At 45.5% G+C, this 14210-nt stretch carries 16 protein-coding genes and 1 riboswitch; of the genes, 3 read left to right on the forward strand and 13 right to left on the reverse strand.

Translation table 11 applies throughout. The annotated features are described in order from the left end of the window. Window positions 1-60 precede the first annotated feature (60 nt). The 3 genes from ACXQIQ_RS10950 to ACXQIQ_RS10960 form a co-directional block, all read right to left on the reverse strand. Window positions 61-555 (reverse strand): S4 domain-containing protein, encoded by a 495-nt coding sequence (locus ACXQIQ_RS10950; protein ID WP_439302211.1) that lies wholly within the window; start codon window positions 553-555, stop codon window positions 61-63. 136 nt (window positions 556-691) lie between these two features. Beyond that, window positions 692-838, reverse strand: a complete 147-nt coding sequence (locus ACXQIQ_RS10955) for a hypothetical protein (RefSeq protein WP_439302212.1) — start codon at window positions 836-838, stop codon at window positions 692-694. Window positions 839-886: 48 nt separating this feature from the next. Beyond that, complete coding sequence (locus tag ACXQIQ_RS10960) at window positions 887-1507, reverse strand: flavodoxin family protein (RefSeq protein WP_439302213.1); 621 nt, start codon at window positions 1505-1507, stop codon at window positions 887-889. A 114-nt stretch (window positions 1508-1621) separates the two neighbouring features. On the opposite strand from ACXQIQ_RS10960, the gene ACXQIQ_RS10965 reads away from it, so the two are divergent. After that, on the forward strand, window positions 1622-2122 hold the full coding sequence (locus ACXQIQ_RS10965; RefSeq protein WP_439302214.1) for a hypothetical protein: 501 nt from the start codon (window positions 1622-1624) through the stop codon (window positions 2120-2122). Between the two features lie 12 nt (window positions 2123-2134). Here the strand turns inward: ACXQIQ_RS10965 and ACXQIQ_RS10970 are convergent, their stop codons facing one another. Continuing rightward, window positions 2135-2671, reverse strand: a complete 537-nt coding sequence (locus tag ACXQIQ_RS10970) for a GrpB family protein (protein WP_439302215.1) — start codon at window positions 2669-2671, stop codon at window positions 2135-2137. 132 nt (window positions 2672-2803) lie between these two features. Continuing rightward, window positions 2804-2905, forward strand: a riboswitch (purine riboswitch). A gap of 83 nt (window positions 2906-2988) precedes the next feature. On the opposite strand from ACXQIQ_RS10970, the gene ade reads away from it, so the two are divergent. Then, window positions 2989-4722 carry an adenine deaminase gene (gene ade, locus ACXQIQ_RS10975; RefSeq protein ID WP_439302216.1) on the forward strand — a complete coding sequence of 578 codons (1734 nt, stop codon included), beginning with the start codon at window positions 2989-2991 and terminating at the stop codon, window positions 4720-4722. 118 nt (window positions 4723-4840) lie between these two features. Here the strand turns inward: ade and ACXQIQ_RS10980 are convergent, their stop codons facing one another. From ACXQIQ_RS10980 to ACXQIQ_RS11000, 5 genes are all read right to left on the reverse strand, one after another. After that, window positions 4841-5182, reverse strand: a complete 342-nt coding sequence (locus ACXQIQ_RS10980) for a PH domain-containing protein (protein ID WP_439302217.1) — start codon at window positions 5180-5182, stop codon at window positions 4841-4843. A 66-nt stretch (window positions 5183-5248) separates the two neighbouring features. Further along, window positions 5249-6526, reverse strand: coding sequence for a DUF4179 domain-containing protein (locus ACXQIQ_RS10985; RefSeq protein WP_439302218.1), 1278 nt, complete (start codon window positions 6524-6526; stop codon window positions 5249-5251). Beyond that, window positions 6523-7041 (reverse strand): RNA polymerase sigma factor, encoded by a 519-nt coding sequence (locus tag ACXQIQ_RS10990; RefSeq protein WP_439302219.1) that lies wholly within the window; start codon window positions 7039-7041, stop codon window positions 6523-6525. The genes ACXQIQ_RS10985 and ACXQIQ_RS10990 overlap by 4 nt, the downstream gene beginning before the upstream one ends. Before the next feature lie 261 nt (window positions 7042-7302). Then, window positions 7303-8316, reverse strand: a complete 1014-nt coding sequence (locus ACXQIQ_RS10995; protein ID WP_439302220.1) for a C45 family autoproteolytic acyltransferase/hydolase — start codon at window positions 8314-8316, stop codon at window positions 7303-7305. 163 nt (window positions 8317-8479) lie between these two features. Further along, window positions 8480-9166 (reverse strand): YetF domain-containing protein, encoded by a 687-nt coding sequence (locus ACXQIQ_RS11000; RefSeq protein WP_439302221.1) that lies wholly within the window; start codon window positions 9164-9166, stop codon window positions 8480-8482. A 355-nt stretch (window positions 9167-9521) separates the two neighbouring features. Between ACXQIQ_RS11000 and ACXQIQ_RS11005 the strand changes: the two genes are divergently transcribed. Then, window positions 9522-9812: a hypothetical protein gene (locus ACXQIQ_RS11005; protein ID WP_439302222.1), complete on the forward strand. Its 291-nt coding sequence runs from the start codon at window positions 9522-9524 to the stop codon at window positions 9810-9812. A gap of 67 nt (window positions 9813-9879) precedes the next feature. Here ACXQIQ_RS11005 and ACXQIQ_RS11010 read toward each other — a convergent pair whose 3' ends face one another. The 4 genes from ACXQIQ_RS11010 to gatC all read right to left on the reverse strand — a co-directional run bounded on the left by ACXQIQ_RS11010 (window position 9880) and on the right by gatC (window position 14207). Further along, a complete protein-coding gene (locus ACXQIQ_RS11010) occupies window positions 9880-10791 on the reverse strand; it encodes a diacylglycerol kinase (RefSeq protein ID WP_439302223.1) in 912 nt (303 codons plus the stop codon). 201 nt (window positions 10792-10992) lie between these two features. Then, the gene (gatB, locus tag ACXQIQ_RS11015) at window positions 10993-12426 is read right to left on the reverse strand and encodes an Asp-tRNA(Asn)/Glu-tRNA(Gln) amidotransferase subunit GatB (protein WP_439302224.1); all 1434 of its coding nucleotides are present in this window, start codon (window positions 12424-12426) and stop codon (window positions 10993-10995) included. A 14-nt stretch (window positions 12427-12440) separates the two neighbouring features. Next, complete coding sequence (gene gatA / locus ACXQIQ_RS11020) at window positions 12441-13898, reverse strand: Asp-tRNA(Asn)/Glu-tRNA(Gln) amidotransferase subunit GatA (protein WP_439302225.1); 1458 nt, start codon at window positions 13896-13898, stop codon at window positions 12441-12443. Window positions 13899-13916: 18 nt separating this feature from the next. Continuing rightward, entirely contained in the window at window positions 13917-14207 is a 291-nt protein-coding gene (gene gatC / locus ACXQIQ_RS11025; RefSeq protein ID WP_439302226.1) for an Asp-tRNA(Asn)/Glu-tRNA(Gln) amidotransferase subunit GatC, read from the reverse strand. Window positions 14208-14210 lie beyond the last annotated feature (3 nt).

Raw genomic sequence — 14210 nt, forward strand, 5'->3', positions numbered from 1 at the left:
GCTCGTAAAAACGATAAAAAAAGCAAGCCCGAAGCGTTGACCGCTCAGGGCTTGTTTACGTTATAGCATAATCAAGATTTGGTCTGTGGTTTTTAACTTAGTCGAGGGTTTGATTGGTCGGTTGTTGATCTGGATCGTTCCTTCCTGGATGCGTTTGTTGATTTCCGTACGGCTCCATTCATCGATTTGTTTGGCAATCGTTTTATCGATTCGGAAGTTTCCTTCGACTTCAGATAACTCTATCTGGACTTGTTCAATCCCTTTATCCGCATATTCTTCAATAGGGATCTTACATACTTCGTTGGTTGCTTCTTTCTCCTCTTCCACCACTCTTGCGTGGCCGGTATAGGCCTGGTAGATCTCCAGCTTCTTGTTCCATGTATGGTTCTTTTCACATTTATAGATGGCGAACCGGTAGATGTTCTTTCCATTCGCGTTATGGCGGCGGATCATCGTGTCCGTGAACTGGACTGTCTTTCCACAGTTGCTGCAATGTTTTTCAATCGTCATATCTTGTGCCTCTTGAAGAGACCATGTCATTTGTACGTTCTGCATTTCCTTCACCTCGTTTTAGATGTAAGGAAACGTAACGCTTCTATTTGGACACCTTGCAGTATGAAGTTTTTTGAGCAATATAAAAAGGTTCCCCGAATAAGGGAACCTCAGAATCTGTACATGCTGCAGATTTCGGTTACGTTCCTTTGTAATGGGTTTGAGACAGACCGCTCCCGTTCAGCACGCCTTCAAAAAAGCTGCTTCGGTAAGCGTCTATATCCAAAATGTGTTCCATTACAAAGTAGTTGTTGGCATACAGGTAACCTGAAATCCTTTCTTCCAAATAGATTAACCTCAGTTTACTAGATTGTTCCAGTTTTGGCAATATGGTTTACGCCATCACATTCCCTTCAGCTGGGATCGGGTTTTCTTTCAGGATGCGTGCCATGTGCATAAGATTATGGGTCATCGTTTTGACATTGTTTTGTGTAAAGTCGTTATCGCGTCCTGCTTCCATATAAGACGGACCAGGACCCGCTTCTCCAACCCAATAGGTATCCACGTTCGGTGGTATCGTGAAACCGATGTGAGATAACGCATATAAAATCGAGCGGGCGGCGTTCTTCGCACCGTCTTCGTTTCCGGTGATGACGACGCCTCCGACTTTGTTGTAGTAAACCGCTTGTCCTTTTTCATTCGTATGATTGCTTGCGCCGTAAAGGCGTTCGATTGCGTGTGCCGCGATACTGCTCTTTTCACCTAACCAGAGCGGCGTTCCGATGATCAGGATGTCGGCTGCTTTCACTTTTTCATAGATTTCAGGCCAGTCATCCCCTTCGCCCGTGTTGTCGGTGATGCCGTAGCCGATGTTGTAATCCGCCAGCCGGACAATATCGTAGGTCACATCGTGATCCTTGAAGATCTTCAGGGATTCATCGATCAAGGCTTGAGTGTGGGACGTTTCATCGCTTTTCTTCAAAGAACAATTGAGTACGACAGTATGTAGTTGCAAGAATGATCTCCTCCTTTAACTTCGTATAGGGTTCATTCCCTTAATCCGAATACATTAATCCTCGGCTCAGTATGGTAAAATGTGGGCAACACATGGCATGGAGGTGTTGGGTTGATGCGCATGAGTTGGCAGATAGTTGTTTCGGCGTTGGTTCTTTTGATGGTCGGCTGTACGGCGGAGGAAACGATGGAGAAGAAGGTCGTTTTACCAGAAGATGCTCCTGACTTTGTAAAAGTGGAAGATATTGAAGCAATCGACTGGGACCGAACAGCAAGTGAATTCGGAGACCGGGGCATGATTGGAAATGAGGGTAAGACTGGGATCATTGGTGCTGATATGCCCGTTTTGGAAGGTCAGAAATGGATGTGGCACTTGTGGGATGTATCACCAGGTGAAGAAATGACAGTGGTCGGTGTACATAAAGATACAAAATCCGTTGAGAAAGTACTGACGAATCCTTCGAAAGAGACCTACTGGTCGTTGGAACTAGCTGGGCCGAATAACGGTGCTGATGTTCATCGACCTTCGAATGTACGTGTATCGAAAGAAGGGAAATGGGCTTTCCTCGTCTATGTGAATGGAGAATTGCACGACGTTGTGGTGAAGGAAGTATAAAACGCCCTGGATTCAATCCAGAGCGTTTTTCCTATTTAAGATCTGATCCACGAACACTTTCTTTCCATCAGTATAAGCTTTTTCGTTTGTCGGGTACTGTTGTGCAAGCTGTTGTTTATGTATCTCGTATTCTTTGGCTGTCTCTGGGTTCTCGTTCAAGTAATCTCGGAAAAAGGTATGCTCCTGCCACCAGCTCCCATTGTGTTCAACAACGTGGAGGATGTGGGTTTTGGTGAGATTCTCGAGACTTGAGAACTTCGCGAAAACCACCTTCCCCTCTAGAATGACCTTTTTCAAACGGTAGTAGCCGTTTTCTTTCAGCTTGTCCTCATCAAACTTTTCTACATCACTCATAGATTCTACACCAACAAGAATATCGATGATCGGCTTTGCTTCTATGCCATTGATGGCAGTGCTCCCCATATGCTGAATGTCAGTGGTATGTTCTCCTATGATGGAATCGAGCAGTTCTTTTTCTTTTAAAAATAACGCTTTCCAATCTGAATCGTGCGATGCTAAAACGACCTCTCCTTTATTCACTCCGAGCACAAAATCCCTCCCGTACTTTTTCGCATCACTCTAATCTACAGGGTTCTAGAAAAAACTTCACAGTCCTTCTTTTTAACTTTCCGTTGACACGGTCTTCATCGGCGTATAAAATGTGTCTTAATATTTTTTAATGCAAAATAATATAAACCCGCTCGTATAATATTGGAAATATGGTCCAAAAGTTTCTACCAAACTACCGTAAATGGTTTGACTACGAGAATGAAGGTCGGAGTCCTGTGCGTAAATAGTCTGCGATCCTCCTTCTCTATGTCAAACCCTAGGTATCTAGGGTTTTTATTTTTCTGGGAGGGGTCATTATGAAACAGAATAGAGATCAATTGAAAAAACGGATTGCCGTTGCAAGTGGGCAAATGCCTGCAGATACAGTTATTAAAAATGGAAGGATCATAGATGTCTTCAACCTTGAAGTCATTAAAGGGGATATTGCAATCGCTGACGGTATGTTCGTCGGCATCGGGTCGTACGAGGGCAAACAGATCATTGATGCGGAAAACCGTTATGTTTGTCCTTCGTTTATTGATGGTCATGTACATATCGAGTCGTCCATGGTGACACCGGCTGAATTCAGCAAAGTCGTCCTTCCCCATGGTGTTACGACTGTCATCACAGATCCGCATGAGATCGCCAATGTCTCAGGTGAAGAGGGTATCCGCTTTATGCTGGAGAACTCCGAGGGTCTTCCCCTGGACGTCTATTTCATGCTTCCTTCCTGTGTCCCTGCAACGTCTGTTGAGAATTCAGGAGCAAAATTGTCGGCGAATGATCTGGAGCCTTTTTACAATCATAAAAGGGTGCTCGGTTTGGCCGAGGTGATGGACTATCCAGCGTTACGCTCTGGCGCTGATACGATGGTCGATAAGCTTGTAATGACCTCTCAGCACACGGGCCAAATGGATGGTCACTTAGCCGGTCTGGATACGGACGCCATCAATGTCTATAAGGCTGCCGGGATTGGAACGGATCATGAATGCAATACAGTCGAGGATGCAATAGAAAGGTTACGGCGCGGGATGTATCTGTTGATCCGTGAAGGATCGGTTGCAAAAGACCTGAAGTCACTAATTCCTGTCGTGACTCCGAACAATGCCCGCCGTTGTCTCTTTTGTACGGATGATAAGCACCTGGACGATCTCATGGTGGAAGGTAGCATCGACCATAACGTTCGTTTAGCAATTGAGTGTGGGTTGGATCCGCTGATGGCGATCCAGATGGCCTCACTGAACGCCGCCGAATGTTACGGATTGAAGCAGAAAGGTGCGATAGCGCCAGGATATGAAGCAGACTTTTTACTATTGGATGATCTGGATTCTATCACGATAAAAGAAGTCTATAAGTCAGGGCAGCTGGTAGCACGTGATGGAGAGTATGTTGGAGATCTACAGGAAAAAGCAGAGCCAAGTTCTGAGCTGCAAAACACAGTGAGGATTCCAAGTTTAGATGAAGCCGACCTGCAGATCCCTATTCGGGATGATGGTACTGCGAATATCATTGGAATCATTCCGAATCAATTGAACACCACCCACCTTCAGGAGTCGGTTGAAATTGAGGATGGACAGTTTACATCTTCTCTGGAAAAAGATCAGCAAAAGTTGGTGGTCGTAGAACGACATAAGAACACAGGGAATGTGGGATTAGGAATCGTAAAAGGATTTGGATTGAAGAGTGGCGCAATCGCGACCACCATTGCACATGACTCCCATAACATTGTTGCAACGGGAACGAACGACGGAGATATCCTTAGAGCGATTCAAGCTCTACAGGAGATAAGAGGCGGGCTTGTCGTGGTTAAAGATGGTGATGTGGTGGCATCGCTCTCTTTGCCAATTTCAGGCTTGATGTCGGGTGAAGGATATCGTTCGATGGCTACCGGTCTCCAACAATTGAAGCAATCACTCGTGGATGTTGGATTTGAAGGTGGATTCAATCCATTCCTGACCCTATCCTTCCTGACACTGCCCGTCATTCCAGCCTTGAAACTGACAGACCTCGGACTCTTCGATGTGAACCAGTTTAAGCACATAAAAGTGTGAGTGCCAGGTACGACAATTTACCCCTTGCGCCACAAGGAATTGAAAAAAGTGCCTGGCACCGATTTCGACTCGTTGATACAACTGAGTTTGTGATCGGTGCCAGGCACTTCATTTTGTTTTAGAGTCGGTTGTTGACGGTTGTGGCGAACTTGTCGGGTTCTTCATCCATGATTTGTGTAAAGGTGAATTGATCCCCTTCCACCTTCAGATAATACCGCTTAGTAAATAGGCGTCTTTCTAGTTTGAATGTGTGTACATCCTGATAGGGGAAGAGTTCTGTGTACTCGCCGCCTTCCACATTTGCATCACTGATAAAGATAAGGCGTAAAGTAGTTGCTGCGAGCAATCCCGGACGTGGTACCTTGCTGTAATGGTAGACGTTGATGGAACAACGAATCGTCAATAAGATCTGTTCGTCTTCAACTAGTAGCTTTTCGATTGAATTTACAGTAGCATGCATGAAATCGCTCCTGACATTCTGTTTGTACTTATTACGAATCAATCCAAGAAAAGTTCCCTTTCATACTCACTTAAGCGGCACTGTGATTGAGTCTTCCAACGGTTCAATAGCTTCATACTCTGTAATGTGCAGGGACGAGTCCCCTTGCAGAACACCATCAAAACGAAGTTTTAAAACTTTGAGCAAACCATCTTCTGTCTCTTGATAGGATGGCGCATCGACTGATTCTAATGAAATCGAGCGTTCATCCCCGACTAGTTCTGCTTCCAGTACACTGAAACTCTCATCTGCGGTTAGAGTAATTTCGGTTTTTCCGTCCACTTCTTTACTCTGATTAACAGACACTTTTTGATTTCCTATCTGATATGAGCCTGGTTTTACCGGAATCTTCGTATCGGAAGAATAGGTAGTCAAAGCACCATCGAGATAAATCAACAACTCTTCCACATCACTTAATGGGTCGAACTCAACGTTGAATGTATAACCGAGCAACCCTGAAGAAGTCCCTTGTCCTTGCTTCCGTATAGTGTTTCCATCGGCTTTAAGGCGGACTTCAAATCCATCGGAGATCATCCCACTGTTCCATGCCTCTTCGTCTTTTACGTGAATTTTTCCAGTCAAGACAGTTTGGGTAGGTGTTGCCACCAAATCCTTAAAAACGAAGTCTGCACTGTCTGTCTCGATGGTCTCGTTGATCTTCTGCTTATACTTCGTCATCATCGCTTTCGAACGATCAATTTCAAAAGGAATCTCCACAGTAGTCCCAGGTTGATTATCCATGTGTAAATGAAAAGTCAATTCTTTCGCAAACGGATTCGGAGGCTTATACGATTGGGTAATTGTCACGGTTGTATTGTCCTCGCTTGTCATGGCTGTGCCCGAAGTTTCTCTGGTCTCAACAAGGAAACCGTCTATCGTAGCCCTTGTGCTGGAGTAGAGCTCATCAGCATTTTTATTAAGGTCATAAAGCGTGTAGAAGAGAATCAGTTGATTATCATCCAGCATCAAGCCATCGAGCGTGACCTTTCCTCCGTTCAGAAGTTCCGCACTTTTTCCGATGACCTGCCCTTTCCCTTGTTCGTTTAGCTCGCTCAGTGAGTCAGTGAGGATCTCATCATACCCAAGAATTTTCTTTCCGTAATAAGCAATCGTATCGAATTGGTAGGTGAAAAAGAATACAAAGATGAATGAAGCAGCAAGAAGGAAACCTTTTTTCCATTGATTGTTCCGTTTTGGTGGTGTCTCGTTCAACTTCTGACGAAGACGTGTTTCAAAAGAATCTGGCGCTTTCAAGGAGCGCATTTCTTCTCCATCTTCTTTCAGTTTCTTTTCAATTTCCTTCATAGGTATTCACCTCCCAATAATTCTTTCAGCTTCTTGAGACCGGTTGAAATCCTGGATTTGACCGTGCCAAGAGGGACTTTCGTGATCTGCGCAATGGTTTCATAATCATAATCCAGCCAGTATCTTAACTGAATCGCTTCCTTCTGGTCGTGATTCAAACGTTCTAAGTGGGTTTTCACGTCCAACTTGTAGATGGCAGTGTCTCCTTCTTTATTTAGGAATGATTCGGGCGTATTTTCCATGACCGTTACCTTTTTCCGTTTCCTTAATGTATCGTGACACTGGTTGACGAGAATCGTTTTGCTCCAGCTATAAAAGGATGCTCGTTTTTTCAGTTTGTTGATTTTTTCATAAAGGATGACGATCATGTCCTCTAACGCATCCATGGCGTCTTCTTCATGTCTTAAGTAGCTATAGGCAAGCCGATAATACTCATCTTTTCTGGCAAACACCAACTGTAACAGTGCTTCTTTATCCCCTCTTTGTGCTCGACGCACCAACTTATCGATCTCCAATGGCTCTCCCCCACTTTCTTACCTGTTAGAGTCGTGAACCCCACAAAAAGTTCATTCTTATTTATGATTTTTTTAAGCATCACTTAGAAGTGCCAGGCACCTTTTTAGAAGCCCTGATATTCAAGGAATCCTAAATGGTACCTGGCACCGATGAATTTTAATTAAACGTTTGTTTGATTTTACAAATGTTGATAGGACAGTGGTTTAGGTCATTTAATCAAATGTTTGTTTGAAATGTTGAGAAAGATGTCGATGGCCTTATTAAGCTTTTTTATATGTACTCATCATACCTTTTAACACATTTGTGGGTATCGGTTTCCCTTTTACCCAATCCTGGAATTTGAGCTCCAATGTCTCACCTTTCGCAACTTTGGTCAAGAGACGGTCTTCGTCAAACAGGTAAGCGAAGGTATGTAGTGTTCCGAAGAACTGCTCATAGTCTTCAAAGAACATCGGTGATTCTGGATCACTGAACCACTTGAAGACCTCTTCCCCATCTGCATGCTTCGTATCAATTGCTTCTTGTCTCGCTTTTGAATGGCCGAGCCGCTCTCGGTTGAAATGGCTCATTCCGGCATCCTGAAAGTGGTTCGTACATGCTAACGCCTCTTCTCCTGAGCGAACCACTACTTTTTCCGGTGCCGTTTCCACAACCGCATGATTTCCGTTTTGGTCCCCGATGGAATAATTGTAGGAGCAAGCGTGTGGGAGCTCTTTCAACAACTGGATACAGTCATCCGTCGATTTACACAGGTCCGCCATCATCCGGACGATTGTACTGCTCATAAACCCCGTCACCTGGTTCGCGTTGTTCACAAAGTGAAGAGCAGTCGCCACGCCATGCTCGTTGACGCTCTCATGACGTCCCATCTGGTGAAGGGTATATCCAGCACTTGCAGCAGCCTCCGTCGGCTGGCTGAAAACGAGCTGATGATCATAAATCGCAGGAGAAAAATCATAGTTCCGTACCAGATAATCCTGAGTGACTTTGGAAGAACAGCCGATGGCTTCCAGCTTCGGTAAGTCGTATCCGCTGAACAAGCGCAAAGCTCTCTCGAAGGACATCTCAAGTGCATCTCCTAAGCCTTGAATCTCATCTAGTAAATGTGGAGCGAAGCTTTTGAAAACCGCTGTTGTCTCGTTCACATCAAACGGCACGTGCATAAAGTCTTTCATCCAATATAGACTCTTTGGATCCAACTGCTTCCCCTGATTATAGCCAATCTGATACGCACTGCCTCTAAACTCCAACACCTTTACCTCGAAATTCCCCAAAACTGACGCCCCCTTATGGTATACTTTTCCATCAGTTTACCATAAAAGTACCTGGCACCGATTAGAAATGCTTGATTATCAAGGCTTCTAAATCGGTGCCAGGTACGGAATCTACGTTCAATCAAACGTTTGTTTGAAGTGCGTTTAAATTTGTCGAATGGCTCTACTCATCTTTCCGGTCTACGTAAAGGGAGCCATCTTTTTGCACCTCAGCGTAAAACACTTCCCCTGGTGAGGTGATGTCCACTTTCCGTAATTGCTGCTCCAACCATAGAACATTCAGGTTCAGTTTGGCTAAGTTCTCCTCGGACACTTCTCCATCAGAAATGACTTCTGTGCCGATTGGAATGACTTTCTTTGAACTCATCAAATTCAGGTCTGCCTTGGTCACCGTCTGCTTTTGCTCTTTTTTCATAACCGATAACGTTCCGTCCGTTTCGAAGATCGCATAATCTACATCGGCCAGGCTGAACACGTTTTTCGATCGTAGCATCATATTCAATGAATCCATGTCCAACCGGGCACTCGACATGGCTCCTTCTACAATCTTTCCTCCTTTAATGACGATGAGCGAATCTCCGTTCAGTAGCTTCCGGGATGATTGGAATTTGAGATTGAGATATCCAATGGCTACTGTGAACAGTGACCATCCTACAAGCCCATATAGCCCATTCCTTATACTGAGTGCATTGTCGGCTGCCAAAGACCCAGCGATGTTTCCGATCGCCACCGCAGACACAAAGTTATGGAAAGTGATCTGGCTCAGTTCTTTCCGTCCCATCAACCGCGTTAGTATCAGTAAAGCGACGAAAGACAGCACTAACCGAATCGATAATTCATAGAGGCTCATTTCTATCCGACCTTTCATAGTCATTATCGTTAATGTAACCTACTTTCCTACGAATAATGTTCGATACGAGGTTTAAGAAGGTATATAATGTCAATAAGAGGAGGTTTTGAGTATGGACTTTTTTGGTGCAGGGTTTCTTTTCTGGGGTTGTATCATCGCATCGCTAGTTATCTTGATCTACTCCATCACGAAGCGAGACTATTCTTATACCATGATTAGCGGGTTTATCCTGTTTCCCGCGACCCTTTACTTCCTTGGCTCACCCACTCTTTGGTGGATTGCACTCTTTCCATTCCTAATATTCAGCTTAGCCACATACATAAAAAGAAAAAGCAGCGTCTAGGAGGCTTTCATTATGACCGATATTGTTCTGTTGGTTGCCATCAGTTTCAGTTGGATCATTTTCAGTTGGCTGGTCATTTATTTTCACAAAAAAATGCAATGGTATATCCTCCCCTATTCCGTTTTCCAATTAGGTGCAACCCTTCTTGTATATAGCATCACTTTCGTCAAAGGATGGGCAGGCATAGCCTATGGCAGTATCGGACTGCTGATCATCAGCATTTCATTGTTTTTATTATTGATTGTAAAACTCTATTACCGCATGAAATATAAAGGCCTAATGGAAGAAACGGAATATATGTAGGCATGCTTTCAAGGTAAAAGTTCAATAAAAAAGAGTTGAATCCATAGTGGATCAACTCTTTTTTGCTTTAGTCGATATTCGTTTCGAAGCGATTTTTCGGGACGATCATCTGCAGGTGGTGTCTCAGGTTTACGAACTCCCCTGGTAAAAGCCCACCGTATTCCCCGTCGAGGTTCAGCTGCATCTTTTCATCCGTATGGATTTTCACGCGTCTCGCTTTTTCATAGATGACATGCTCATCTCGGATGTGGTCACCTTTGATAGCAAGGGTCGCCACGCGGATGAATTCAGCCAGGTTCGCTTTTTTCAAGATGACAAGGTCGAAGTACCCGTCGTTGAACTCAGACAGTGGTGCGAGTTTTTCAAAACCGCCGACCGAATTCGTATTCGCCACAAGGAATAACATAATATCGCCTTCGAACACTTTGTCATCGTACTCGATCTTGACGTTCGTCGGACGGATCGACGGCAGCATTTCCATCCCTTTCAGGTAATAGGCAAGCTGGCCAATCATCGTCTTCATCTGGCTCGGCACCGCATACGTCAACTCAGTCAGCTTACCGCCACCGGCGATGTTGACGAAGTATTTGCCATTTACGCGTCCGATATCAACCGGAATGTCGACGCCTTCACACAGCACGTTCACAGCCCCTTCAATCGTACGAGGGACGCCTAGGGCGCGTGCAAAGTCATTGGTCGTTCCTGCCGGGATGATGCCCATCTTCGGTCGGTTCGGAAGCTCGGCAATACCGTTGATGACTTCGTAGATCGTTCCGTCTCCCCCAGCTGCGATGACGAGATCGTACTCCCTCTCCACTGCTTTCGTTGCTGCTCTTGTTGCGTCACCTTCGTCGGCACAAGTGGCGTGAGTGGACGTTTCATAGCCTGCCTTCTCGAGTTTTTCGAGTATGTAAGGCAATTGACGTTTCACTTGTTCCCGCCCTGATGTCGGATTATAAATCAATCGTGCTCGTTTCATAAGGATCACCTTTTTTAACTTTCTATCTATCTGTTTACGTCATAGGCTCCAGTTTCGTGTCAGGTTTGTGCTAATTTTTTCTAACTCATCTTATTATAGTGACCTGTCATGCAAAATGCAAAGTCCTAATTTCACAGGACAAGCAGATTATTTTTCCAATCAGAAAGGAAGCCCGTTAATGGGGCTTCCCTGCACATTTCGTTATCGTTTGTCCATTTCTTCAACTAACAATTTGTTGACCATCGGCGGGTTCGCTTTCCCTTTCGTCGCCTTCATTACCTGGCCGACGAGGAAACCGAGTGCACGGTCTTTTCCGTTCTTGTAGTCTTCGATTGATTGTTCGTTTTCATCTAAAATGCCTGTCACGATCTTGCGAAGCTCACCTTCATCAGAGATTTGGACAAGTCCTTTCTCCTTAACGATGACTTCTGGGTCGCCACCGTTTTCAATGAGTTCCTTGAAGACTTTCTTCGCGATCTTAGAAGAGATCGTTCCTTTTTCAATCAGGTCGATCATTTTCGCGAGGCCATCTGGCGTTAACGCGACTTCGTCGATCTCCTTGTACTCTGCGTTCAAGTATGCGGACACTTCACCCATCATCCAGTTGGATGCGGCTTTCGCTTCTGCACCTTGTGCGAGCACTTCCTCAAAGAAATCGGACATTTTCTTCGACTGTGTTAAAACCATCGCGTCATAAGCAGGCAGCTTCATGTCTTCGATGTAGCGCTGCTTACGTACGTCCGGAAGCTCAGGGATTTCTGAGCGGACGCGTTCGATCCAATCTTCGTCGATGGAAAGACCAACGAGATCCGGCTCTGGGAAGTAACGATAGTCGTCAGATCCTTCTTTAACACGCATGAGGATCGTTTTCTTCGTTTGCTCATCAAAACGACGGGTCTCTTGCAGGATTTCTCCACCGCTAAGCAGTTCTTTTTCCTGACGGACTTGCTCGTGCGCAAGTCCTTTTTGAACGTTCGCAAAGGAGTTCAGGTTCTTCAGCTCTGCCTTCGTACCGAACTTCTCTTGTCCGACTGGACGGAGGGAGATGTTTGCGTCGCAACGCAATGAACCTTCTTCCATTTTACAATCGGAAACTTCCGTATATTGCAGGATCGCTTTCAATTTTTCCAAATAAGCGTATGCTTCTTCCGGCGTACGGATGTCCGGCTCGGATACGATCTCGACGAGCGGTGTTCCTTGACGATTCAAGTCCACAAGGGAGTGTGTGCCGTCGTCCGCGTGCATCGATTTACCAGCATCCTCTTCCATATGAAGACGCGTGATCCCGATTCTCTTTTTAACGCCATCAACTTCAATTTCAATCCATCCGTTTTGTCCGATCGGCTTATCAAATTGCGAGATCTGATACGCTTTCGGGTTGTCAGGATAGAAGTAGTTTTTACGGTCGAATTTCGTTTCGCGTGTGATTTCACAGTTCAGTGCCATCGCAGCGCGCATTGCGAAATCTACTGCTTGTTTGTTCACGACAGGTAGAACCCCTGGGTGTCCGAGACAGATCGGGCACACGTTCGTGTTCGGCGGTGCACCGAATTCTGTGGAACAGCTACAGAAGATCTTCGAGTTCGTTTTCAGTTCTGCGTGGACCTCAAGTCCAATGATCGTTTCAAAATGCATCTCTTCGTCCCCCCTTACAATTCCGGCTTGTTTTGATGATGGTCAGTCGCTTGCTCATAAGCGTGCGCTACGCGATAAACCGTGCTTTCATCAAATGCTTTTCCGATGATTTGTAGTCCGACTGGCAATCCGTTTGAAAGTCCGCATGGAACGGAGATCGCTGGTACGCCTGCAAGGTTCACAGGGATCGTCAGGATGTCGTTCGCATACATCGTCAATGGATCGTCGATTTTGGAACCGATTTTGAAGGCGGTCGTCGGCGTCGTCGGTCCAAGGATGACATCATATTTTTCAAAGACTTGGTCGAAGTCGTTCTTGATCAATGTACGTACTTTCTGAGCTTTCTTATAATATGCATCGTAAAAACCAGAGCTTAGCGCGAATGTTCCAAGCATGATTCGGCGTTTCACTTCGTCCCCGAACCCTTCGCTTCGCGTTTTGTTGTAAAGCTCAAGCAGGTTCTTCGCGTCTTCCGCTCTTACGCCGTAACGGACACCGTCAAAGCGTGCGAGGTTGGAGGATGCTTCGGATGAAGCGAGCAGGTAGTAAGTCGCTACACCATATTTGGAGTGAGGAAGGGATACTTCTTCCCACTCAGCACCCATGCCTTCTAAGACTTTGAGGGCTTCCATGATGCGGTTTCTGACTTCTTCATCTACACCTTCACCAATGTATTCCTTCGGTACAGCAATTTTGAGACCTTTTACATCGCCTGTGAGCGCTGATGTGTAGTCTTGCTTGTCCACGTTTGCAGATGTGGAGTCCATTGGGTCGTGACCTGCAATCGCTTGTAGCAAGAACGCATTGTCTTCAACCGTGTTCGTGATCGGTCCGATCTGGTCGAGTGAAGAAGCGAATGCCGTAAGTCCGAAACGGGATACGCGTCCGTATGTCGGTTTCAGTCCGACAACACCACAGAATGCAGCTGGTTGACGGATGGAACCACCTGTATCGGATCCTAATGAGAAAAAGACTTCTCCAGCAGCAACGGATGCTGCTGAACCACCAGATGATCCACCTGGTACATAGTCCGTGTTCCATGGGTTACGCGTTTTGAAAAATCCTGAGTTTTCGTTCGAGGATCCCATCGCGAATTCATCCATGTTCAATTTTCCGATTGTGACGGTTTCCGCTTCGTTCAGCTTCTGTACGACTGTCGCGTCATAGACCGGTACGAAGTTGTCTTGAAGCTTACTTCCGTTCGTCGTGCGGAGGCCTTTCGTCGAGATGTTGTCTTTGACTCCGATCGGTAGACCGAATAAGAGTCCGCGCATCTCGTCGGTCCCCATTTTACTATCAAGGAAGTTCGCCTGTTCGCGCGCCGCTTCTTCATTCAACGTCAAAAATGCTTTCACTTTCTCATCCACTTGGTGGATCCGAGAGAAGGAAGCATCAACGAGTTCACTGACTTTCATTTCTTTCTTATGTAAAGACTCGTGTAGCTCTGAGATCTTCTTATCAAATAATGACATCGTCCGTTTTCTCCCTCCCTACTCTAGAACTGCTGGAACTTTGATAAGTCCGTTCTGCTTGTCTGGTGTATTTTTGAGTGCTTCTTCGTTGTTGAGCCAAGGCTTCGTTTCATCCTCACGAAGAACATTCTTCATATCTAAAACGTGTGTGGTCGGTTCCACATTTTCTGTATCGAGTTCATTCAGCTGTTCGGCATAACCGATGATGTCGTCCAACTGTTTCGTAAACATGTCCGCTTCTTCATCTGTCATGTCCAGACGAGCAAGCTTCGCAACGTGCTTCACTTCTTCTTTCGAAATTCGAGACAAATC

Source organism: Pseudalkalibacillus sp. Hm43 (assembly GCF_054170705.1).

Excerpts from the sequence above, each read along its gene's own strand:
- ACXQIQ_RS10980 (WP_439302217.1), bottom strand. The coding sequence starts at position 5,182 with ATGCATGCTACTGTAAATTCAATCGAAAAGCTACTAGTTGAAGACGAA.
- gatA (WP_439302225.1), bottom strand. The coding sequence starts at position 13,898 with ATGTCATTATTTGATAAGAAGATCTCAGAGCTACACGAGTCTTTACAT.
- ade (WP_439302216.1), top strand. The coding sequence starts at position 2,989 with ATGAAACAGAATAGAGATCAATTGAAAAAACGGATTGCCGTTGCAAGT.
- ACXQIQ_RS11000 (WP_439302221.1), bottom strand. The coding sequence starts at position 9,166 with ATGAGCCTCTATGAATTATCGATTCGGTTAGTGCTGTCTTTCGTCGCT.
- ACXQIQ_RS11005 (WP_439302222.1), top strand. The coding sequence starts at position 9,522 with ATGACCGATATTGTTCTGTTGGTTGCCATCAGTTTCAGTTGGATCATT.
- ACXQIQ_RS10950 (WP_439302211.1), bottom strand. The coding sequence starts at position 555 with ATGCAGAACGTACAAATGACATGGTCTCTTCAAGAGGCACAAGATATG.
- ACXQIQ_RS11010 (WP_439302223.1), bottom strand. The coding sequence starts at position 10,791 with ATGAAACGAGCACGATTGATTTATAATCCGACATCAGGGCGGGAACAA.
- ACXQIQ_RS10985 (WP_439302218.1), bottom strand. The coding sequence starts at position 6,526 with ATGAAGGAAATTGAAAAGAAACTGAAAGAAGATGGAGAAGAAATGCGC.
- ACXQIQ_RS10965 (WP_439302214.1), top strand. The coding sequence starts at position 1,622 with ATGCGCATGAGTTGGCAGATAGTTGTTTCGGCGTTGGTTCTTTTGATG.
- gatB (WP_439302224.1), bottom strand. The coding sequence starts at position 12,426 with ATGCATTTTGAAACGATCATTGGACTTGAGGTCCACGCAGAACTGAAA.